The 23,014-nt window shown below is 49.7% G+C and carries 21 protein-coding genes and 1 pseudogene; 2 read left to right on the top strand and 20 right to left on the bottom strand.

The window, feature by feature from the left end; genetic code table 11:
- Nucleotides 1-2 precede the first annotated feature (2 nt).
- From hxlA to B9D94_RS11325, 12 genes are all read right to left on the bottom strand, one after another.
- Nucleotides 3-635 (bottom strand): 3-hexulose-6-phosphate synthase, encoded by a 633-nt coding sequence (hxlA, locus tag B9D94_RS11380; protein ID WP_148247038.1) that lies wholly within the window; start codon nt 633-635, stop codon nt 3-5.
- A gap of 374 nt (nt 636-1,009) precedes the next feature.
- A complete protein-coding gene (locus B9D94_RS11375) occupies nt 1,010-2,020 on the bottom strand; it encodes an ABC transporter substrate-binding protein (protein WP_063479903.1) in 1,011 nt (336 codons plus the stop codon).
- Nucleotides 2,021-2,141: 121 nt separating this feature from the next.
- On the bottom strand, nt 2,142-3,110 hold the full coding sequence (locus B9D94_RS11370; RefSeq protein WP_006211005.1) for an ABC transporter permease: 969 nt from the start codon (nt 3,108-3,110) through the stop codon (nt 2,142-2,144).
- 34 nt (nt 3,111-3,144) lie between these two features.
- Nucleotides 3,145-4,644: a sugar ABC transporter ATP-binding protein gene (locus B9D94_RS11365; protein WP_148247037.1), complete on the bottom strand. Its 1,500-nt coding sequence runs from the start codon at nt 4,642-4,644 to the stop codon at nt 3,145-3,147.
- Between the two features lie 129 nt (nt 4,645-4,773).
- Nucleotides 4,774-5,754, bottom strand: a complete 981-nt coding sequence (locus tag B9D94_RS11360; protein ID WP_148247036.1) for a substrate-binding domain-containing protein — start codon at nt 5,752-5,754, stop codon at nt 4,774-4,776.
- A complete protein-coding gene (locus B9D94_RS11355) occupies nt 5,751-7,547 on the bottom strand; it encodes a cache domain-containing sensor histidine kinase (protein WP_148247035.1) in 1,797 nt (598 codons plus the stop codon). The genes B9D94_RS11360 and B9D94_RS11355 overlap by 4 nt, the downstream gene beginning before the upstream one ends.
- On the bottom strand, nt 7,544-9,163 hold the full coding sequence (locus tag B9D94_RS11350; RefSeq protein WP_148247034.1) for a response regulator: 1,620 nt from the start codon (nt 9,161-9,163) through the stop codon (nt 7,544-7,546). Before B9D94_RS11350 ends, B9D94_RS11355 begins: the two co-directional genes overlap by 4 nt.
- Before the next feature lie 117 nt (nt 9,164-9,280).
- Nucleotides 9,281-9,823, bottom strand: coding sequence for an NADPH-dependent FMN reductase (locus B9D94_RS11345; RefSeq protein ID WP_006211008.1), 543 nt, complete (start codon nt 9,821-9,823; stop codon nt 9,281-9,283).
- Nucleotides 9,824-9,925: 102 nt separating this feature from the next.
- Complete coding sequence (locus B9D94_RS11340; protein ID WP_148247033.1) at nt 9,926-11,638, bottom strand: VOC family protein; 1,713 nt, start codon at nt 11,636-11,638, stop codon at nt 9,926-9,928.
- The gene (locus B9D94_RS11335; protein WP_063479910.1) at nt 11,635-12,195 is read right to left on the bottom strand and encodes an NADPH-dependent FMN reductase; all 561 of its coding nucleotides are present in this window, start codon (nt 12,193-12,195) and stop codon (nt 11,635-11,637) included. Before B9D94_RS11335 ends, B9D94_RS11340 begins: the two co-directional genes overlap by 4 nt.
- A 171-nt stretch (nt 12,196-12,366) precedes the next feature.
- Nucleotides 12,367-13,035, bottom strand: a complete 669-nt coding sequence (locus B9D94_RS11330; RefSeq protein WP_148247032.1) for a response regulator — start codon at nt 13,033-13,035, stop codon at nt 12,367-12,369.
- On the bottom strand, nt 13,032-14,735 hold the full coding sequence (locus B9D94_RS11325; RefSeq protein WP_148247031.1) for a GAF domain-containing sensor histidine kinase: 1,704 nt from the start codon (nt 14,733-14,735) through the stop codon (nt 13,032-13,034). Before B9D94_RS11325 ends, B9D94_RS11330 begins: the two co-directional genes overlap by 4 nt.
- Before the next feature lie 431 nt (nt 14,736-15,166).
- On the opposite strand from B9D94_RS11325, the gene B9D94_RS11320 reads away from it, so the two are divergent.
- Nucleotides 15,167-15,448 (top strand): CD3324 family protein, encoded by a 282-nt coding sequence (locus B9D94_RS11320; protein ID WP_006211013.1) that lies wholly within the window; start codon nt 15,167-15,169, stop codon nt 15,446-15,448.
- A gap of 231 nt (nt 15,449-15,679) precedes the next feature.
- Here B9D94_RS11320 and B9D94_RS11315 read toward each other — a convergent pair whose 3' ends face one another.
- From B9D94_RS11315 to B9D94_RS11295, 6 genes are all read right to left on the bottom strand, one after another.
- Complete coding sequence (locus B9D94_RS11315) at nt 15,680-16,180, bottom strand: hypothetical protein (RefSeq protein WP_148247030.1); 501 nt, start codon at nt 16,178-16,180, stop codon at nt 15,680-15,682.
- A gap of 19 nt (nt 16,181-16,199) precedes the next feature.
- Nucleotides 16,200-17,690 carry an amidase family protein gene (locus B9D94_RS11310; protein ID WP_148247029.1) on the bottom strand — a complete coding sequence of 497 codons (1,491 nt, stop codon included), beginning with the start codon at nt 17,688-17,690 and terminating at the stop codon, nt 16,200-16,202.
- Nucleotides 17,691-17,961: 271 nt separating this feature from the next.
- Entirely contained in the window at nt 17,962-19,740 is a 1,779-nt protein-coding gene (locus tag B9D94_RS11305; protein WP_148247028.1) for an ABC transporter ATP-binding protein, read from the bottom strand.
- A gap of 28 nt (nt 19,741-19,768) precedes the next feature.
- On the bottom strand, nt 19,769-20,146 hold the full coding sequence (locus tag B9D94_RS31445) for a thioredoxin domain-containing protein (RefSeq protein ID WP_253806132.1): 378 nt from the start codon (nt 20,144-20,146) through the stop codon (nt 19,769-19,771).
- Nucleotides 20,143-20,352 (bottom strand): hypothetical protein, encoded by a 210-nt coding sequence (locus B9D94_RS31440; protein ID WP_253806131.1) that lies wholly within the window; start codon nt 20,350-20,352, stop codon nt 20,143-20,145. Before B9D94_RS31440 ends, B9D94_RS31445 begins: the two co-directional genes overlap by 4 nt.
- A gap of 3 nt (nt 20,353-20,355) precedes the next feature.
- Complete coding sequence (locus B9D94_RS11295) at nt 20,356-20,880, bottom strand: MauE/DoxX family redox-associated membrane protein (RefSeq protein WP_006211018.1); 525 nt, start codon at nt 20,878-20,880, stop codon at nt 20,356-20,358.
- Nucleotides 20,881-21,837: 957 nt separating this feature from the next.
- On the opposite strand from B9D94_RS11295, the gene B9D94_RS11290 reads away from it, so the two are divergent.
- Entirely contained in the window at nt 21,838-22,149 is a 312-nt protein-coding gene (locus B9D94_RS11290; RefSeq protein WP_036637073.1) for a YbjQ family protein, read from the top strand.
- Between the two features lie 131 nt (nt 22,150-22,280).
- Here the strand turns inward: B9D94_RS11290 and B9D94_RS31435 are convergent.
- Nucleotides 22,281-22,405, bottom strand: a pseudogene (locus tag B9D94_RS31435) (transposase); the annotation flags it as partial.
- A 120-nt stretch (nt 22,406-22,525) separates the two neighbouring features.
- The gene (gene fucU, locus B9D94_RS11280; RefSeq protein ID WP_063479916.1) at nt 22,526-22,954 is read right to left on the bottom strand and encodes an L-fucose mutarotase; all 429 of its coding nucleotides are present in this window, start codon (nt 22,952-22,954) and stop codon (nt 22,526-22,528) included.
- Nucleotides 22,955-23,014: the final 60 nt, after the last annotated feature.

Here is a 23,014-nt window from a genome sequence, read left to right as displayed (position 1 = left end):
CTTTAAGCCTGCTTAACCCATTGCTGCATTTGGGCAGCAGCGGCTTTCTTATCCGATTGGCCCATGATTCCACCGCCAACGATTACGAGATCGGGGTTCGCTTGGATCACCTCAGGCAGAGTCTCCAACTTGATTCCTCCTGCAACGGCTGTCTTGGCATTTTTGACTACACGTTTGATCGCTGCCAATTCTTCGAAGGAGTTTTTGCCTTCCGCCTGATGGTCATAACCGGAATGCACGCAAATGTAATCCACACCGAATGCATCAATTTCCCGTGCTCTTCCCTCGATATCCTTCACATTAATCATGTCCACCATCACCTGTTTGCCTTGCTTCAGGGCTTCAGCCACGGCGCCTTTGATGGTAGAGTCATCGGATACACCCAATACCGTGATAATGTCCGCACCAGCCTCGGATGCCTTCATCACTTCATAACCGCCAGCATCCATAATTTTAAGGTCAGCAAGCACGCGCAGATGCGGAAATGCCTCCTTGATGGCTTTTACGGCGTGAAGGCCCTCGTTAATGACAACCGGTGTTCCAATCTCCACGATATCGATAAACTCGGCTACCTCGGCCACCACTTCCTTTGCTTCCGAAATATTCACCAGGTCTAATGCCAATTGAAGTTCCATATTGTTAATCTCTCCTTATGAGCGTATTGGTTAGCTGTTACACGCTCATTGTAGAGCCATTACTTTACTTTATGGAAGTACGTACTTATAAGTGAGATACTTACGGCGAAGTAAGTAATGTGGTGGGACAAGGGTTTGCAGGCTCTCCTTTTCCGCGAAAATATTTTGGATAACATGCTAGCGCCCAGGTAAAAAACAATTAAGGCCATTTATTCGCTTCAGTCTCACCAGCTGCTGTGGTTTAATATAGTTGTCCGGCCGGACTAAATGATCGGAAAGGAGGCTGAACGAATTGATTCAGAATATGGAGGTGGCATCTGCGTAAGCGGATGTCGCGTTAAGGGGAGTCCATCTTGGACTCCCCTTCATTCATTTTATTCATAAATAACGGCTTTGATTTCGTCACTATCGATGTTGTTTTTATCATACCAGTAGAAGCCCGTATCAATCTGCGGTTCTACCTTCTCTCCTTTGATAGCGGCAACAGCCGCTTTCACCGTCTCATATCCGATGCCGACCGGGTTTTGCGTGATGGCTCCCGCCATCGTTCCGTTCTTGATGGCATCGATCTGCGCTTTTCCGGAATCGAAGCCGACCACCACGATCTGGCCTTCCTTCTTCATCTCCGTTACCGCATTAATGACACCGACCGCAGATCCTTCATTCGCCCCGAAAATCCCTTTCAAATCCGGGTGTGCCTGCATCATCGCTTTGGCAAGGTCCGTGGATTTCAGATGATCTCCGCCCCCATATTGGATATCAACGATCTCAATATTCGGATACTTGTCTTCGATCTGCTTCTTGAAGCCGTCGCGACGGCTTACGCCCGTGACACTTGTCTGGTCATGGACCACCATCGCGATTTTGCCTTCATTCCCGATGAGCTCCGCCATCTTATCCGCTGCAAGAGCAGATGCTGCCAAATTGTCTGTTGAAGCAGTGGTTACCGGAATGTCGCTCTCCACGCCGGAATCAAAGGCGATCACCGGAATATTGTTCTCCTGGGCTTTTTTCAGATAAGGGATCGAAGCCTGACTATCCAGTGCAGCGAACCCGATCGCGCTTGGTTTCTTGTCCAGTGCAGCCTGCAGCATTTCGATCTGCTTATCCACCTGGGATTCCGTTTCCGGTCCTTCAAAGGTAATCCGTACGCCCAGCTCCTGCCCAGCCTGCTCAGCTCCAGCTTTCACCGCCTGCCAGAATTGATGCTGAAAGCCCTTGGAAATGATCGGGATATAGATTTCACCTTCGGCACCGGTGCCTGAGCTTGAACCGCCTTCACTTGGACTATCGGTACCTGTCGCTGTACTGCCTGATCCGCCGCAAGCAGCCAGCAAGCCAGCAGTCACCATGAGAATCAGAGCCAATACGAAAAGCTTTTTCATAATCTCAATCTCCCCTTATGTTTCAGTAATGTACATCTATAGAACTCCATTCCGGAAGTTTCTACACAACCAATCTGCTTCTGATCGAGCTTAATTCCGTCATTGAAACGCTTGAAACGCTTCACGCTTTACGTCTGCGAAGAATATCCGCATACACCGCAAGAATGATAACGAACCCAACCACAACGGTCTGCCACTCCTGAGGCACAGACAGAATGCGCAATCCATTCGTCAGCACACTCATGATCAGAGCACCGATGACCGTTCCGATAATGGTGCCCTTCCCTCCGCTGAGTGAAGTTCCCCCAATCACCACCGCTGCGATAGCTTCCAGTTCATACCCGGCACCCAGCGCCGGATTGGCCGAATTCAATCTCGATGCCATCATGACGCCGGCCAGGCCGGTAAAGGCGCCGGTTAAGGTGTAGATTACGATTTTCCAGAAGCCTACATTAACGCCCGACAATCGGGTCGCCTCTTCGTTGCTGCCAAGCGCAAAGTTATATCGGCCGATAATGGTCTTCGATAGGATAAGATATCCGACAATAGCGGCAACAAAGAAAATGACCACTGCATTCGGAATATCGAGTCCCGGTATCAACCAGCCCAACACGCTGCCTTGGGAGACCTCTGCAAAACTCTCGGCGTCGTTGAAATATACCGGCTTCGCCCCTGAGATGATTAACGCCAGCCCTTTGGCTATCATCATCATCGCCAGCGTGGCGATAAAAGGCGGGATCTTCATTTTCGCAACCGCCGTTCCGGACAGAAGTCCGCATAAAGCGCCCGTCAATATGCCTCCAAGGATACCAACAGGAACCGGCAAACCCCAGAACGTAATGCATACCCCTGTCATAACACCGCTGAGTGTCATGACCGTACCAACCGATAAATCAATGCCTCCCGTAATAATGACAAAGGTTGAACCCAGAGCCAGCACGCCGATCACGGCAGTGGAGAGAAGAATCCCCACGATATTGGAGAACTGAAAAAAATTGCTGGATGAAATCGTGAAGAAAACAATGAGAACGACCAAACTTGCAAGCGCCAGCACTTGCTGAAGCGCACCTGACTTGATTTGAATGTTCATCTACTAATTCCTCCTGACGTGTATGGATAACGGCTTACATTCTCGCTGTTGCCAGATGCATAATGATTTCTTGGGTAGCCTCTTCATGATCCAGTTCGCCTGTAATCCGGCCTTCACACATCACGAGAATCCGATGACTCATCCGCAGAATCTCAGGCAGTTCCGACGAGATCATGATGATTGATTTGCCCTGCGCCGCAAGTTCGTTCAGCAATCTGTAAATTTCGCTCTTCGCCCCCACGTCAATCCCGCGCGTAGGTTCATCGAAGATCAGAATATCGCAATCGCGCGTCAGCCATTTGCCAATGACCACTTTCTGCTGATTGCCGCCGGAGAGGAACTTTACCTCTTGGTCAACATGCGGCGTTTTGACCTTCAATCGTTCGACCATATCCTCCGCCTGCTTGCGAATCTTCTCCGTATTCATCCATCCGCCGGGACGGAGAAATTCAGGGTAGGAAGCAATGACCACATTGCTCTTCACATCCAGGTCAACAACGCATCCGTATCGCTTGCGGTCTTCGGATAAATACCCGATGCCTAGACGTACCGCGTCATGCGGGCCTCTCATCTTCACCCTGGAGCCATGGATGTATATCTCTCCGGATTGGATACGGTCCGCACCGAATATCGCTCGCGCAAGCTCGGTGCGCCCCGCACCCACCAGACCCGCAATGCCTAGAATCTCTCCTTTTCTCAGGGTGAAGCTAATATCTCTCAAGGCTCTGCCTTGATTCAGCCCCTTCACCTCCAATACCGTCTCGCGCTCGCCTGCCGCGGCTTCCGGCTTCGAGGTCTCGTAAATCTGCCGGCCAACCATCTTGGATATAATATCCTGGGTGGTGACTTCAGCCGTCAACACCGTATCGATGTACTGCCCGTCGCGCATCACCGTAATGCGATCCGTAATCCGCTTGATTTCGTCCATTCGATGCGAAATGTAAACGATTCCAACTCCGTCGGCGCGAAGCTGACGAATGATGCGGAACAATTCTTCGATCTCGGTCTCGCTTAAAGCTGCCGTCGGCTCATCCATAACCAGTACATCCGCGTTATAGGACAAGGCCTTGGCGATCTCCACCATCTGCTGCTTGGCTACCGTTAATTCCGATACCTGAACGGCTGGATCCATATCAAGCCCCATTCGCTGGAACAATGCCTTCACCTGCCGGTGCAGCGCCTGATCATCCAGAAACAGACGGAGCCTTCGCCGTGGCTCACGACCGATGAATATATTCTGAGCAACCGTCAAGTCCGGCGCCAGGTTCAGTTCCTGATGAATCATGCTGATTCCGGCGTCTTGAGCCGCTTTCGGATTCGTTAACTCCACGGGTTTCCCCTGGTACGTAACTGTACCTTCATCCTTCTGGTACACGCCGGTCAAAATCTTCATCATGGTCGACTTGCCCGCACCATTCTCACCCATCAGCGCATGAACTTCGCCGCGCCGCAGCTCAAATTGGCAGTTGTTCAATGCCAGCACACCCGGAAATTCCTTCGTGATTCCTTCCATCTGCAGCAGCACTTCACTCAAAATCTCTCACCTCTCCAGCATCGATGCATTTATTCATCATTGTATAAGCCGGTAAGTTTCACGGGAATGGAATATTCTCTGTTCCATGTTGAATATTCTACGATCCATCCATAAGCTCAAAAAAAGAAGCTACTCCTCCACAAAGGGAAAGAGCAGCTTCTGATTTTCCTCGGTATACATATTGTCCTTGTTGATAATTACGGAGTCCGTATAAACATTAGGAGACACCTTATCCCCTTCGATAAGGGATACGGCTGTTTTTATCCCCAAGTAACCGATACTAAACGGCTTCTGAACAATGGTAGATTGGAGAACTCCCTCTTCCAGCAGCTTCACTTCCTTGATCGAGCTGTCGAAACCAACGAGTTTCACCTTCCCGACCAGTCCCTGTTCTCCAATCGCCCTGCCCGCCCCAACCGTGGAAGGCTCATTCAATCCTACGATTCCATCCAAATCAGGCCGCTCCCGCAGGAGCTCCATCGTGATTTCATAGGCCCTCTCCTCCATGCCCTCACTGTAATAGGTGCCGACAATCTCAGTGCCTTCACGCTGCTCCAGTATACTTCGAACTCCTTGTTCCCGCTCGATCTGCGTTGAGGTGCCCTGAACGAAACTGACGATAGCGACCTTGGCATTTACCGGAAGCCGTTCAGCAAGCTCCACAGCAGCCTTTTGCCCCGCATTGAAATTGTCCGTAGCGATCAGGCTCTGTGCATAATCACCATTTACGGCAGAATCAATCATGATCAGCGGAATACCTGCTTTTCGAATCGACTCCACAGTGGGGACCAAGCGGTTATAATCGCCTGCGGCCATTACGATGGCATCCGGCGGCTGCTTAATGGCTTCCTGCAGCATTTGGATTTGCAGGTCAACCTGAATTTCACGAGGAGGTCCTACCACCGAAACGTCCACGCCGAATTCACGCGAAGCCGTGTTTACCCCTTCAATCAGCACTCTCCAGAATTCGATCTCTTCCACGGCTTTGACGCCGACAATGATCTTCTTGGGCCGGGGTTCATCTTTAGACCATTGAAGAATGGCATAACCCACTATCAAGGCAGGAATCAGCAGCATCACAATATAACGCATGCTCAAGTAGGACTTCAAGGCAGTTCCCCCTCCTTTTCCCGCCGTTCCTCCGCATGAATAGCCGGAATGAGCAGCTTTACGCACGTCCCCGCACCAGGCTCGCTTGTATAACTCAGGCCATAATCCGCACCGAAATATAACTGAATCCGCTGATGGACATTCGCAATCCCAACGCTATTCCTCGATTGGTTCCCACCACTGGACGTTAAGAGGGTCTCCACCTTGGCCTCATCCATTCCGATGCCGTCATCCATGACTTGAAATACGATCATATGGTCTTCATGCGCACCCGTGATGGTGATCGTTCCCGGGCCTTCCTTGTTCTTGATGCCATGATAGATAGCGTTTTCCACAAGCGGCTGCAGCAGTACTTTTAGCGTGAGATAAGAATAAAGCTCCGGATCCATATCAAGTGTATACCGGATTTTATCCTGATATCGCATCTGCTGTATTTTTAAATAATTCGTAATGTGTTCCATTTCCGTGGCAATCGGTATCAATTCCTTCCCCTTGCTTAGTGACGCCCGGAAGAGACGAGCTAAAGCCGATGTCATCAGAATAACCTCATCATGCTTCTTGCTCTCGGCCATCCATATGATGGAGTCGAGTGTATTGTACAGAAAGTGGGGATTGATTTGGGCCTGAAGGGCATTCAATTCGCTTTTCCTCTTAAACTCCTGTTCGACCATAATCTGCCTCATCAATTCTTTGACCTTGGATACCATCACGTTAAAGCTGCGGGCCAGGCCGGAGATTTCTCTGGAGTGCCCGACAGGAACGCGGATATCGAAGTTCCCCTTCTCCACCTCCATCATTTTCTCCTGAAGCTTCTTGATAGGCCGGGTCAGGTTGCGGGAGATGACAACAGAGAACAGCACGCCTAACCCGAGGCATAACAATCCTGCTACGGCAAAAGAAAGCTGCATCTGCTTCTTATTATCCACCAGCTCATTCTCGTAAAAGACGCCGACGATTTTCCAGCCGAAATCCGTGTCCTTAATGCTATAAATCCGGCTTGCACCATCCTCCTTCACAACAAATGCCCCTTGCTTGTCCTGAAGCACCTGTTCCAATCGCTCCGTCTTCAGATTGCTGTAGAGCAGTTGCTGCTGAGGGTGGTATACAATCCTCCCCTGGCTGTCAATCACAAACACATAACCCCGGTTGCCCAGATCGAGCTTGCTGAGCATGTCGTTGATGACCTTGAAATTGAGGTCAATCAGCAGGATTCCAAGCCCTTGGGTAGGGGTAATGCCGCTGAGCTCTCGGCTGAGCGATACAACCCAGCGGTATTCTCCCTTGATGACCGGCTGCACATGCGACGACGATATGACCGTCTGCCCCTTGTTTTCCTGTGCCTGCCGATACCAGGGCTGCTCGGAAACCTCAATATAAGGATTTAACTCTGCATTCATCCGATCGGAAATGAAGGTCCCGCCCTCGCCGAAGATGTTGATCGAAGCTATATCCTTGCGCGAGACCCGGATGGAATGGAAATATTCCGATATTTTCGCTTTCAGTTGGGCTAATTCAGCCGGCTGCAATTCCTCGGAAGAGGCAAGATATTCCCTCACGTTCGGGTTGTTCATGGTCGCAAGCGAAATGTCCTTCATGCCCGTAATGTAGGTTTGGATGTTCGCATTCACTTGATTGATAAGCTCGGAGGTATAACTCTCCGCCGTTTCGCGAACAGCTGATTCGGATAACCGATAGGAGATAAAAATAAGCAATAGTGCCGTAAACAGCACCAGCATCACAAACGAGCTGGCAATGCGGGACTGAATGCTCTTGATCCGCTGCGAGGATTTCATGAGTTTGTTCCATCCATCGTCATTTTGTTCCGGTATTCCGTGGGGGTAACTCCGGTATGCTTCTTAAACAGCACGCTAAAATATTGAGGGTCCAGGTAGCCGGACCTTGCCGCAATTTCATAGGTTCTCATCGGCGAATGCTTCAGCAGCTCTTTGGCTTTCTCCATTCGAACTTCCGTTACGTATTCAACGAAGGTCTTCCCCGTATGAGCCTTGAACAAGGAGCTGAAATAACTTGTGCTCATGAAGATTCGGCTGGATACCGACTTAATCGATAGCTGGGCATCCTCATAATGTTGGTGAATGAAATTCACCGCTTCCAGCATCTGCGAACGTGTAATATCCTTCCTCGTCTTGGCTACGTCCCGTAAAGCTTGCTCGCACACTTCTTGCAGCCAGCGTTCAATCTCATCGAGGGAACGAAATGAGTATAAATCGGATAGCAGCCTCTTCTCCATGCCAACCCACTCGTTCTCGTTGCTGCCGATTTCCGTTAGGGTCTGAAGTACGGCCAGCATGACCCGTACAATTCTCACATAACATAGCTCAATCGATATTGAAGCGCTTCCAATTTCGCTGATCAAACGCTTGATGCACGCCTCCACTTCATTCGCAGTTCCTGCACGGATTGCGGCTATAAGCGCTGCTTCATTTTCACTCCCGTCATGCAGCGGGCTGGTCTCCCGCTTTTCGAGATCCGTAATGCTGACCACCTGATCATGGCCCATCAGGAGCCGATATTCCAGCGCAGCCTCTGAGGCACGACAGGAATAACGTATCGCATGAAGCTGATAGCAGATCGTTCCTATTCCTAAGGTAACGGTGAATTTCATAAATCGTTTCGTAGACACGCGAATTTCCTCTGCCAGCTCTTGTGCCCTTGCGTACAGCTCTTCCTCGCCAAGACCGGACAGAATAGTCATGACTTTATTCTCCTTATACCGAAAGACCGCTGCTCCCGGCTCCTCCGCTAATATCTCCTGAGTGATATTGTATAAGGCAAAAGCGTGCAGCTCATGATCCACACACCCTTCATCAGAACGGAGTTCATCCATATCCGCCAGCATGGCTATATAACACGGGCCATGGAGTGGAATTTCAAAATACGTCAGCTTGTTCTCAATCTCCGTGATTTTCATCGGAGATGTTGCCAGTCGCTCCAGGAAACGTTCCTTGAGGAGAACCAGGCTTTCGTTCAACTGCTGCCGGAGTTTTTTCAGGTGCTCTGCATGTCCGCGCTCTTCATCCATTTCCAGCTTCAGTTTATCCAGCAGTTCTCTTAACTCCGCGGATGTAACCGGTTTCAAAATAAAATCCGTCACCTGCAGCTTCACGGCCTGCTGGGCGTATTCAAAATCGTCAAACCCGGTCAAAATGATAATTTTGGTCTTGGGGTGCTGCTGCGTAATATGTCGGGATAATTCCAGACCATCCATATACGGCATATGAATATCCGTCAACACGACGTCCGGTTGAAGCCGGTTCACAGCTTCCAATGCATCACGGCCGTTCTCGCAATCTCCAATACATTCAAAGCCGTGCTCTGCCCACGGAATCCGGTTTCGAATTCCTTCCCTCACAATTGGTTCATCGTCCACAATAAGGATTGTATACAATCGAAGCCTCCCCCGTCCGAAGCAAATTCGCCTTTCTTTCACATTTCATGGATATGAGGAGAATATACAGGAAAAGCCCCTCGGCAGGCAACTGCCAAAGGGCTTCATACGTTAGCATTATTTGCGGGAGTTCATCCAGTTTATGAAGTTGTTCACCACGATATCGATGAAACCAATCGTCGGTTCATGGATCAGCTTACCGGTCTCATCCATCTTCTCATGTACCGCACCGATATATACCTCATTATTGGGAAGCAGTGGTGACGTAATGCCGACGGAAAAAAGGATATCCCGAAGATGCTCTTGAGCACGAACCGTGCCAAGCTGACCCATCGATGCCCCCATGATCCAGGACGGCTTCCCGTTCATGACCTTATCGACGCGGGATAACCAATCCAGTGCATTCTTAAGCACGCCAGGTATGGAGTAGTTGTACTCCGGCGTTATCCATAACACAGCATCAGCTGCTGCAATCCGCTCCTTGAAATCTTTGACCACCGCAGGCGGATCCAGCTCCACATCCTGATCGTAATGCGGCAAATCGCGAATGCCAACGATCTCGAATGTAATCTGATCCGCATAACGGAGCTTCAAATATTCTGCAAGCTTCATATTGTACGACTGTTTTCTGATGCTTCCTACCACAATTGCAACCTTCATGATACCCTCCAATTCTTATGCCTTAAGCACAAATGTTTCAGATTCTAGACAACTCTATTCAGCCTAACACCATATTTTACCATTGTCAAAATAACCTTCGTCCTACTTCATCAAGGAGAGCAGTTTACACACATCGCGTTCCAGCTCCACTCTTCGACCTTGCGGCACATACTGGAGCAGCGCCAGTGCAGCGTAGGGCACTTTGATTGCGTGAGGATCTTCATAGAGCCCGCTCCAATAGGACGAATCCATGATCGAAGCTTCATCCGATACCTTAATTTCCTGATGCGCGAGTTCTTGCGGTCTCAGACGGTTCAATATCGTCTGCCGCTGGTGGTTGCCTTGACCCAGCCTGGCCAGCTGGGTGTATCCGAGCCTTTCCAGTTCAATAAGCGCATGGGCATGCGTAATGCCGTGTTCAAGCTCTCCTGCAAAAAAGTAATACTTGCCCTCATAATGCTGATCCGGCAGCACCAGCTGCAGCTCCGATAGGGCACGGGAGGCCAAGTCAGACGCATCCTGGTAAGGTGGTATGTCATTGAACGAGAGTTCCGGCAGACTTTGCCGGGTATAATCCTCAATCCCATAATACCTGGCAAGCTTTTGCTCATGCGCTGCATCTTCCATCAGCTTGAGCAGGCCCCTGACGATAGACGGAGTCAGCAGATCCGGCCGGTCCCGCAGCGCTTTAAGGCCGAGGACTCCGAGGGTCACCCCATGCCCGGAGGTGCTCAGATTTGTCAGGTTCGGCAGCAATCCTTCTACCAATTGATCCATTAATTCAGGCTTAGCCAGCTCCGATGGATAGGGCTCAAACCAATCCTCATGCTGACTGCGCAAGTGCCGGCAATTGGCGGCCAGCCCCTGCCGCACGTCCTGCGGAAGATTATGCTCCTTCTGCATGTAATAAGCCGCCAGATACGCCCCGCCGACATGTCCTTCAAACCAACCCACCTCACCCCCGCGGCTTAGTGCCGTGAGTCCATCCTCCAAATATTGGTCGCTGATGTCCATGTCGTCTCCCTTCCCTTCACTCGTGTCCGGCAAATTCAGCCTGGATGCAATATCCTTGGGCAAACTCGTTTTCTTCAAACGAATATTGTAGCCATACATTCTAAACTGCAGACCATTTTCGTTATCCGACACGATGATCCGGCGATCCAATGAGGAGCGAACCCGATCCAGAAAGCGATCATCCGTAACCCCATAAGTTAAATCTAACGACGGTGCCAGCGCATACATCGCGATTGGAATCCATTTGCGCTTGGTAGACACGACAACCGCATGGGCCGTTCCCCCAATAACAAATGCAAACTGCTCCGAGTCCTTGGCAATCGTTAGTCCCAACGTCCGTTTCATCCATAATCTAGCGGCTACCGGATCCTCTACAGGCAATCCCACTTCCCGCAAATACAGGACACCGTAAGGGCCATTCGGAGTCAGAACCCCTTCTTTCAAGTCGTGATGGGCTATAAATTCAAGCAGATTGCCATCGCCGTCTTTGAAATACGCGTTCACACCGGAATCAAACCATTCAACCACCTCGCCGTCGGGCCATTGCAGCAGTGGCAGCTGCTCTGCGAGCTGCTGAATCGTAGAGTTGAAGCGGGAATAGGAGACTTCAAACGCGATATGAACCGGGGATAAGGGTTCGAACACTTCTTCGAATACAAGTGAAAAATCAGGTGTAGGCTGAAATTCGATCTCGACCTCATTTTCCCGCGTGATGGGGAAGTGAAGCAGTCCATGATAGAACTGCTTCACCCCCTGAATGGATAGGGTCTTCAATTTCAATCCGGCAAAATGTGTAATCACGATGGAAAAGCCTCCTCTTTACCGCTGACTTTCTTGACCAGCTCCATAAAGATGGAAAGGGCTTCCTTGGCACGGTAATCCAGCACAATTGTACCTTCTGCCGATTCGTTTTCATAAATGGCACGCTGAGAGCCACCAATGGAGATCCATTCCGGACTGTTAATTCCATGCAGATTGCGAATGGTAGCCTGCATTTGCTGCAGTGAACTCACACCTACTGCGCCGCCCGCCGAGCTTACGGATAGAACCGGCTTGCCTGAGAAATGCATCTGTCCCATATGATCCAGCGCGTTCTTAAGCACCCCGCTCATTCCACCGTGATATTCGGGAGTTGTCAAAATAATGCCGTCTGCCTCCATTAACAGCCGCTGCAGCTCACGCACGCCCTCATGACGGTTGAATATTTCGTCCGGCGAATAGAACGGAAGCGGGCTTTCATACAGATTGAACAGGTTTACTTCCACGAACAACCGCCTCAATTGCCCCTCCAAAGCTTTTGCCAAAACGGTACTGGTTGCTTCCTTGCGATTGCTGCCTGTGATCATCACGATTTTCATAGCACTGCCTCCCTTTTAGATTGTCGAGTGATTTGTTAAGTACATTGTATAGGAGGCAAGCCATGGAATTCGTCATCACAAGGAGTGATTTCACGTGCAAAAACCCTCAAACCTTAGGCTGAGGGCTCTACAACTATAGTCTTAGATACGATCACTATGTAAAGTAAACTTTTATACGATTCCGTGCTTGAGCGCATAGATGGCCGCCTGTGTCCGGTCGGCGACACCCAGCTTATCAAGCAGATGGCTGACATGGGTCTTGACCGTCTTCTCGGTAATATACAGCGCTTCGCTGATTTCTCTGTTGTTCATGCCCGAAGCGATCAGCTGCAGCACTTCCTGCTCCCGGCGGGTGAGTTTATCCAGCTCCTGCACGGCTTCTTCCTGCCTGCCTGGCCCGCTGGACGCCTCCGCTCCTTCGGGTGATGTAACGTGTGTCATTAACAGTCCTGCTGCATCCGGATGCAGCTCGACCATGCCTTGGAATACGCGTCTGATGGCAGCTACCAGCTCCTCCGGTTCAATATCCTTCAAGAGATAACCTCGTGCGCCTGCCCGAATGGCGGGCAGAACATGGTCGTAATCGACAAAAGAGGTCAGTACAATCACTTTAATGTGAGGCTGTTCTTTTTTCAGCCGTGCGGTCGTGTCGATTCCATTCAGCACAGGCATGTTCAGATCCATTAAAACAACATCCGGCTTGAGATGAACCACCCGTTCCAAGGTCTCCTCGCCATTGGCGGCTTCACCCACCATTTCGATATCCGGCTGCGTAGCCAGAAAAACCTGCAGTCCCCGGCGTACCATGGCGTGATCGTCAGCAATTAACAATCTGATCATCGCATATCACCTCCATTCTCTGTTGATTTCAACATCAAAGGCAGCGTAACCTCAATGATGGTTCCTCCTCTGTACACACTATATAGACGGAATTGTCCTCCCAGTGATTCGGCCCGTTCCCGCATGCTGGACAGTCCAATGGAGTGTCTTGTGAGCTCGCTCAATCGTTGTTTGGTAATGCCTCGCCCGCGATCTTCAATCCGAAGTTCCACTTCACCATCATGCAGGGTTAAAGCTACCGTAACTTCCTTCGTATCCGCATGCTTGCTTACATTGTTGAGCGCCTCTTGGCCGATCCTCCATAAGGCTTCTTCTATTAGCCTCGGCAGCTCGTGAATACCGCTGATATGTGAACGCACATGAAGCTTCAAGCGTTCGCCGTATTGCTTAAGACCTGTCACAAGCCCTTCCTCAAGCCCTGGCGGACGAAGCTGCATAATCAGCTCCCGCATTTCCTTGAGGGCGCTTTGTGATAATGACTGTATGTCGTGAATCGTATCCTGCAGCAAGCTTGTTTGACCGTTGGATTCCGCTGCAAGCATACCGCCCACTCCCCTGGACATCATCACCAGCGAGAATAAGGTTTGGCTTACCGAGTCATGCAGGTCGCGTGCGAGGCGGTTTCGTTCATCCATCCGGGTAAGCTCGCGCCGGTTCTCTTCGAGGCGGACACGCTGAAGGGTCAAGCCAATATGTTCAGCCAAAGCCTCGATTACTTCGATATCCGCCCGGTACTGATCGCCGTATTGATCATAACCCACCAGAAGCAGGCCGAGTGAAGAGTCTCCGGCGACAGTGACAGCGGTAGCCACAGCACGGGTCAGGGATGAGACCCAGCCTTCCTGAACGAGCTGGTCTGCCAGCCGCTGCGCATCTTCTGCGCAGACCGGATCTCCTCCTGAGCGCTTCCTATCGTTAGGGTGGGGACGTGCCATCTCGGCGAGTGGAAATTTGGCATGGGGCAGCGTTGTTTTTCCCTCGCTGTATAGTGCGCGGAGTGTGATTTCCTTTTCAAGCGGCTCAAGCAGCGCGACGACCGGCCAATCAAAATATCGGCCCATTAAACTCATCACCTGCTCTGTTAACTCAGCCCGGTTAACGGCTTGTGAAGCATAGGCACCGAGAGCGCTGCTGTATTCCCCGAGCCGGACGAACAAATCCGCTCGACGCTGCTCGGCCGCGTACAGCCGCATGCGCTCAATGGCGCTGCCAATCTGATATGCAACCGACTCCAGCAGCGCCAATTCCTCTTTGGAAAAATGCAGCTTCCCGGGCGCTGCCACATTCAGCACACCGAACCTGCGGCTGCCGGATCGCAGCGGAACCGTTGCATGGTGGGTAATGCCTTCCGTGTCACCCCACTGATATCGAACCGCGTTATCCAGACGTTTGCAATTTAGAATGTTGACTGCATTCTTCAGGCGTCCATCATCGTAGCGCTCCAAGCACCAGCAGCTGCCGCATCTCATAGGCTCGTTATCCTCCCGGCTCAGTGCAGGCGGCAGATTTCGATTCGCTACAAATTCATACGTTCCCCGCTCATCCACAAGGAACAGCCAGCCGGTCGTAAGTCCTGTCAGCTCCAACAGCTTGCCTATGACAACATCCAGCATCGGGGTCAGCTCATTGGATTCGTTCAAGGTTTCTGCGATCGTCTTCAGCGTAATCAATTCCTGAATATGCGGATCCTGATTGGACATACACGAGAACTCCTTCTTTTTTTTGCATTCTGAAGTAACTATATTATATAATCCAGTCACATACCATCCAATCCCTCATCCAGCATCCTCAGCCAGCCCGATATTTCACCCCATTAATTTTGGTAAAAAACAATTAATATTGTTTTATCTCTTGCATAATTCCACCTACATATGGCTTAATATAGAAGTCGGGCCGACGAAATGAGCTGAAAGGAGGCTGATTGAAATGATTCAGATCCGTGAGGTGGTATTCGCGTAAAGCGAATATCCGTTAAATGGGAGCCCGCTGCGGGCTCCCTATATCTATTTTAAAATCCAAAAAAATCCTAAAAAAACTAATTTCACGAAAGGAGGAGGGCAAGCATGATCAATGCAATTGTTTTGAAACTCAGCGATAGCTTAAATATGTATACAGAAAGAGGAGGGCATCGATGGGCCATTACAAGAACGGAAGAGAAGTGCTTCCCCCCGAGCTGCTGCAGCAAATTCAACAGTATATAGATGGAGAATTACTCTACATACCGAAACAGAGCGAGCAAAGAGCCGGCTGGGGAGAGTTAAGCGGTTCCAAACAACGCATCGAAAGTCGCAACAAAGAAATGTATCGCGCTTACTGCAAAGGAAGGTCTATTGAAGAACTGGAACGGACCTACTTCCTGTCAGGAGAAAGCGTGCGCAAGATCATAAGCAAACTTACCCGCGTAGGGACCTAAAGCGATGAGGCTTAACGGTCTGCATGCGGATTAACATAGGACTGTTCCCCAGGGGTGCAGTCCTTTTCATGTGACTCAGGCTAAACTGGCGTGGAGCCTGGCTTGTGTTGAACCGTATATCGGAATTCGAGATTCGACTACATAGAAAAAAGAATGCCCGGCTGTAGATTGTCTACGGCCGGGCATCTTCATGTCCAACTATCCTTCCTGCGGCTCACCCGCTATATCCCATCAATGGCGGAATTTCTCCAATCTCGGATGCAAGTATGGAGGCTCGGACAACAGAATCAGCCTCAGCTTCACAATCCATTCCTCAAATGAAGAAAAAGACGCAAACACATTAGCCACCTCAGGCGTCAAAACAAGAAAATGCGGGCTTCCGTATTTCTCGACCAGATGACGAAGCGCAGTATCGATTGGCGTGTACTTTTTTCGTTTCGACTCGAAAGCTTCAATTACAACCGAGGAGTCTTCACGCTCCCCGACCCATTCCTGAAGCCGTTTCTCCCGTTTGTAATAAGGACTCACCGGCTCCTTGAACATCCGTCTTACCGTCTCTTCATGCAGCGGATACAGCACCAATTTTGAAAACGCCCGTTCTTCCAGAATGGCTACAGCCTGCTCCAGATCCTCCTGTACCTGTTCGAAGGAGTCGTAAAATATTAATGTTCCCTTGGTTGCCGGCTTCGGGGGTTCGTAGCCGTAAGGAACATGCACCAAATTGCGCGGCATGATGGAGCTTCACCTCTCTTTACTCTGATGACTGGGATGAAAGCTTTGGCGCTACGCGATGTCGCGTCGCCTGTTCAAAGCCATAGGCCAGCTTGATTAGCACGGGCTCACTATAAGCCGTTCCGATGAAGGTAATGCCCTGAGGGCCCTTCGTCATGTAACCGCCCGGAGCAATGACGCCATTCTCCGCGTAACCTCCAGGAACGGTAATCGAAGGATAGCCTGCTCTGGCTGCCAGATCCGGTCCATATTCATTACCCAGGAACAGCAAGGCATCCAGCTGGAACTCCTGCAAAACCTGGTCAATGCCCCGGGTCCCTGCCATCTCCCTGTTCTTCTGTCTGCTCTCGAGGTACTCTTGCTCGGTCAATGTACCGCTGGTTTCCTCGGCCCAAATCAGCGTGCCCTGACCATATTTCAGGGCCCTGTCGGCATGTGCCTCATTATAAGCGATTACGTCGGCCAATGAGTGAACCGGCAGCGAAGAATCCACATTTGCCAAATAATCATTCACGTACTTCTTAAACTCATAGCGGAGGACATTGGCATCCCATTTCGTATTCTGGCATGGCAGATCGACCGGGTCGATTATGACAGCTCCCTGCTCCCGCAGCACTTGAATGGCGGATTCTACAATCTCTAGTCTATCCCGATCGAGATGCTTATAGTAGTGTCGGGGAATCCCGATTCTGGCCTGCTTCAGATACCCAGCATCCAGAAATTCGGTGTAATCCTTGATCCGATGCTGAGGATCTATGTTCGTGACTTCGTCCTGATCATCAGCCCCGGTGATGGCACCAAGCAGAATAGCGGCATCCGCGACAGTTCTGGCCATTGGGCCTGCTGTATCCTGCGTATAGGTGATCGGAATGATACCCGAGCGGCTAACCAGACCCATTGTCGGTTTAATTCCAACCAGACTATTCTGGCTGGATGGGCTGATAATCGATCCCGAGGTTTCCGTCCCGATAGCCGCCGCGGCCAAATTCGCCGCTACCGCTGCACCGGAACCGGAGCTTGAACCTCCAATAAACAATTCACCCGGACCATATGGATTTAAGGTAAGTCCTTTTCTCGAGCTATACCCAGCCCACATGGAGGCTGACATGAAGTTGGCCCATTCGGTCATGTTGGTCTTTCCAAGAATGACGGCACCAGCCTGGCGCAGCTTCTCTGCAACGAAGGAGTCCTTGGCTGCATAAGAGTCCGCAAGCGAGATAGAGCCGGCGCTTGTATGCAGCTTGTCTCCTGTGTCTATGTTATCTTTCAGCAGAACTGGAATTCCGTGCAGCATTCCCCTGACTTTCTTGGCGCTGCGTTCCTGATCCAGGTCCTGGGCGATCTGCAGCGCGTCCGGGTTCACCTCCAGAATCGAGTGAAGCTGTCCGTCGTACAGCTCGATCCGCTCCAGGTACAATTGAACCAGCTCCGCTGAAGTGATCCAGCCTTGTTTCAATGCATCCTGCATATCCGAAATGGTTGCTTCCACAATCCATGTTTTTTTATCCATAATCCTATACTCTCCCCCTGATTCATCGTTTTGAACTTGACATAGATTAACGGGGATTACATTTTCATATTCTAGCCTCCAGACTGCTTGTATCCGTTTTAATTTCGAGATTCGGACGCAAAATCCCTCTAATATCGGAGTATTTCAATCCTTTCGATCCATACTTTATACTTGTATAGTATCGTACATCCCATGATGTTGTTCCCAAACAACAAACAAGCCGACCAAGAATAAACCCTTGATCAGCTCGCTTTCGTTAGGAAACCGGGTGCTACCGGTACCACTGTGCCTGTTTGTTAAACATCTCGGCATAATGCGCGTCCTGCTCGATTAACTCCTCATGCCTTCCCTCTTCAACGATCCTTCCATCCTTAAGGACCAGAATACGATCCGCTTGTCGGCAGCTGCCCAGCCGGTGAGATATGAAGATGGCGGTTTTCCCTTCCGTCATGGACATCAGGTTCTCAAATATAGCAGACTCCGTGAGCGGATCTACCGCAGCCGTAGGCTCGTCCAGATAGATTACCTCGAAATCCCGGTAAAATGCGCGGGCAATCGCTACCTTCTGCCATTGTCCCTGCGACAGTTCACGTCCGCCCGAGAAACGCGTGCCCAGCTGTGTTGACACCCCATCACGGAGTGAATTGACCAGCGAGGTCATCGATGCCTTATCGATGGCATGAGTCAATTGGCGCTCGCTTTTCCAATCATCCGTCTCACTCTCCTGCAGCGTGATGTTCGCTCCAAGGGTCAATTCATATCGGTAGAAATCCTGGAACACTGCCGTCACTTTACTGCGGAAGCTCGTGGGATCATAATCATGAATCGGGATGTTATTGTAACGCACCTCACCGCTGGTTGGCTCGTACAACCCCAGCATAACCTTGACAAGGGTGCTCTTACCCGCACCGTTTTCACCCACGATGGCTACCTTTTCACCAGGCTTTATGCGAATGGACAGATCGTCAAGGATATTCCGTTCCTGGCTCGGATAACGAAAAGAAACACGATCCACTTCAATGCCTTGAAACAGCTGCCCGGCCATCGGCAGTTCTTTGCTTTGCTGTGGTACGGGCGTATCCAGAAACTCAAACAATTCATGAATGAACAGACCGTCATGGTAGATCTGTCCCATGTTCTGACTAATATTTTGTATGGAATAACGCGTATCCTGCACCGCTTGATAGAGTGCAACATAACTGCCAATCGTCAATTTGACGCGGGAGCCCAGCCATATGAATACAGCCAGAATGCAAAATGAAAATACCGTAACCGCGGACTCCACCACAAGGCGATTTTTCATATTTTTCCGCTCAACACCCAGCATCTCATACGTGTTCTTGAAATAGATATCCCTCCATCTGCTCAGTAAAAAATCCTTGGCATCAAACAAGCGAATTTCCTTCGCCGCTTCCTTGGTTTGCAGCAGCTGGTTCATATACACCGCCATCCTTGACGAAGCAGTCTGCTGATGAATGACTATAAAGCGGGAAGCCCCCTCCTTCTTCTGGATGACCAGCAGCGGAATAATCAGAAGCAGCATCACGATGGGCAATATGTAATGGAAGCTGAACAGCAGCACAAGCAATCCCGCAAGCGTAATGACACTCTGAATGATGGAGAATATGTAGAACACCATGTTAATGCCGCATATGCTCAGATTGCGAAGTGCTCTCTGCAGCTTGTCATAACTTTCCGGTGATTCAAAGAACAAGAATGGAAGCTTGCTCAATTTTTCGGATACTTGAAGATTAAACCAGAACGATACATACGCGTTCATCTTGCGTTCCGTATACTTTTGAAAGGAGCTCAGCGCGATTCCAAGCAATATGACCGTCAACTGAAGAACCAACCAATACAGTGCGCTAAGAGGCGTTTCACCACGGGTCAGCACACCCGTAACAGCGTTAATGACTTGAGCCGTAATATAGATCTGTGCTACAGGCAAGAAGGCCTGAGCCAGATAAATAACAGTGGCCCTTGAGAACATGCGTGGAGAAACACGGTACACCTGCTTCATAACCTCAAATATCAGGTTTGCATATTTCATGGTGTATGGCCTTGAGCCTCCTTCACGATTAAGCTGATTTGTTAAAGGCTGAAGGTTTTGCCTGCGGCAGCTGTGTCATCATTTGCTCAAAATGATGCAAGTAATTGGTGACACTTTTGTTGAGGATAACCTGCTCCTCGGATAAGTAAAACGCAAAGGGAAACCGGTTCACTTTATACGAATCGATAAGTGCCCGATCCGCCCATACCACCTGAAAATCTGCTAATTCATTGGTGTTGACCATCTCTTCAGCCTCGTCAGCATCCTGTGCGTACAGAAATAACGTGACGGGAAGCCCAGGATGCGAAGCAATGAATGTTTTAACGGCGCTATAGGTTTCCTTGCAGGCATTGCAATTGTTCATGGTGAACAAGATGATTTTGGACTTGCCATCATACAGATTCACGGATTCCCCCCCATACTCATATAGGTTTTACGGGGAATCGCCACCCCCAGCTCAAGCCCTTCCTTCGGGATTGTCGGCTCCTCCTTATCGGTTATCGCTGGCTGAGACTTCAAACTCCGAACATGTTGATACAATTTAATTACGAAGAACGCCAAGCTGAATATGAGTACATATTGAATAACAAGCACGGTAGTAATCAAATCCATGGATTATTCCTCCCTCCTCGGGTGCAATTGGGCTAGCGTATAATAGTTCAATACGACCAAGGCTAGAACGGCAACTCCGATGGCTGACAGCACGGTGAGAACCACTTCTTGTGCCGGTAGGCTCCAGAAATCCACAGACTCAGAGAAGATCGATAGCAGCACATTTAACAATCCTAATAACCCGATCTTGACGACCGTGCTCATTCCGAGCGTTTCACTGGACCACGAGCCGAAGCAGCTGCAGACAATCTCCTGTTTCCGCACAACCTTTGCCTGATAAACGGCGAATCCGAACCCTGCCAGCATGATGAAAATCGCGATCTGCGCATACATCCTGCTTCCTGAGAACAGCAGACCTGCCCCTGCCGCTATCTCAGCGGCGCATATGAGAACAGGTACAATGGGTGAGCGACCTGCAGGCATCTGCAATCGTTCTATCGTTGTCCTGAAATCCGGTAACGATAACAGTTTCGACACTCCCGAAAACACAAATATCACGGTAAGAGACAGCAGACCAAGCGCGGTCATCGACACGGTTCATTCTCCTTCCCGACAGCCAGGGAGACCAGGTACCCATTTGATGACATTGAATTCTTGCTGACATCGGACTGTACTCATCATGCCTGCTCACGGCTTCTCTTCCATACTGCAATGGACCAGCAATCATAATCGATACCTCACTCTCCAACAGTGTTATGAAATAGTAGATTCCGCATGAAATATAAACAGCGGAACAAGAAGTTCCGCTGTTTATACGATGAGTGCATGCGTTTTCAAAAATTAGCAGCCGCAGCTATATCTTGCTTCGGAACCATTGCCGCAATCCCATACTTCGAGAAGAACGCCAAATTTGTCACGTCCGCATTGCTCTGTTGTGTTACAAGAAGTGTGACGAAGAATACACATTAATCTTCACCTCCTTTCAAACCATGAAATACATGTGCATTTATGTGAAAGGTGCTCTGGCAGCCGTGTTGAGATGTGTAACCCGCTTGATGTAGGGAGTCGTTCAGTCTAGTAAAGCGCATAGTTTAGTGAATAAATCCAGAGGTTGTTTAAGAGGAGCTTGATCTAACTAACTAGCTTGCAAGATATGATTAATATACTATATTTATCATTTCTTACAAGGATAATATCTTATAGTAAATAAATAGAATATTATCCCTTATTCAATAAATTACATATCTTTTACGGCGTTTATACTCCATGCTCCATTCCAGCTTTCGCCATGCGAGAAGAACATGACAAAAGGTTTCAATGCGGACTTGGTTTGCGTAACCCCTACAAAAAACATTAGGAAACAGAGGCCTCTTAGGCCACCTGCTTTGCAATTTAAATTAAGCATTTCCGATCGTAGGATTGTCTTCCTGCCCCCATTCATGCAACCAATCCCCTTCTGTCAGCGTAATAGAAGAAAACACCCGCTGGAAAAGGTATTTTTATTCGTAATCGCTATAAAAAACTATTTGAAAGAAGGAAGATCGTATGATTATTACAACAACATCTACCATTGAAGGTTACCCGGTTAAAAGGTATATCGGCGTTGTGACAGGCGAAGTCATTATGGGCGCTAATGTAGTGAGGGACTTTCTGGCCTCCATTACCGATTTTGTTGGCGGGCGCTCGGGTGCATACGAGAACAAGCTGCAGGAGGCAAGAGATGTAGCGTTTGCCGAGATGAAAGATAAAGCTGAGCGGATGGGCGCGAACGCCATTGTAGCAGTGGACATCGACTATGAAGTCATTCGCGAGGGAATGCTGATGGTGGCCGTCAGCGGAACAGCAGTGGTGATATAGCCGGTCCTGTAACAGACGACGAACGGCGCAAATCAGCCAGTAATCGGCATATCGCAAGATTGATGCTATAAGTCGAGCTGCAATTGAAAAACGGCGTGATCAAGACTGGAAAGCTGCTCAATATATTTCCTTTCTACTCCCTTGTATTTACATAATCGTTTGAAGATTTCGATCAAGTCTTTTCTCACTTGATTACAGATCTCTTTCCGTCTATACGTCGGGTGAACACAATATGGTGCTTGCACAGTGGTTTCATATTTCGCACGCTATCGCGTGCTCAACTGACTAAACTCAAAAGAAAACCCTTGAATCATCAAGGGTTTTCTTCGTATAGAACCCAGAGGAATTTAACCCCTAACCTGTTTGGCATTCTCAATTAAATCACAACGCCTTTTTTCAGAATGATGTTTGCATATAATGCTTTTTCGCCTGTCGAGACGACCGCGTAAGCATTTTTTGCCCGTTCATAGAATGCAAACCGCTCCATTTCCTCGAAGTCCATATGCACGGCATGAAACTCCCTCACGATCCCCCTGTATTCCTCCCAGATCGGTGTCTGCACCGTATCGCCAGGCATGACAGCCATCAGCGCAACAGGGGACTCAACATACGTATCCAGAGGAAACAGCGGCAATATGGCGCTCAGCAGCGCAGGGATACCATGTCCGTCTGCCCGGACCAACCGCCGGGCATGACTTGCTGCCGGGAAATTGGCGTCGCCGAGCACGATTTCATCCGCGTGCCCCATTTCCATGAGGATCTTCAGCAGATCCGGGGAGATCACATTGGATATTCCTTTTAACATGGCACGAACCCCCTTCTATGGCAACAACAGAATAATAACGAATCAAGCAGTTGGGACGTC

This window comes from Paenibacillus sp. Cedars (genome assembly GCF_003184205.1).
GTDB lineage: Bacteria > Bacillota > Bacilli > Paenibacillales > Paenibacillaceae > Paenibacillus_AQ > Paenibacillus_AQ glucanolyticus.
This window is presented reverse-complemented; position numbering and strand designations above follow the sequence as displayed.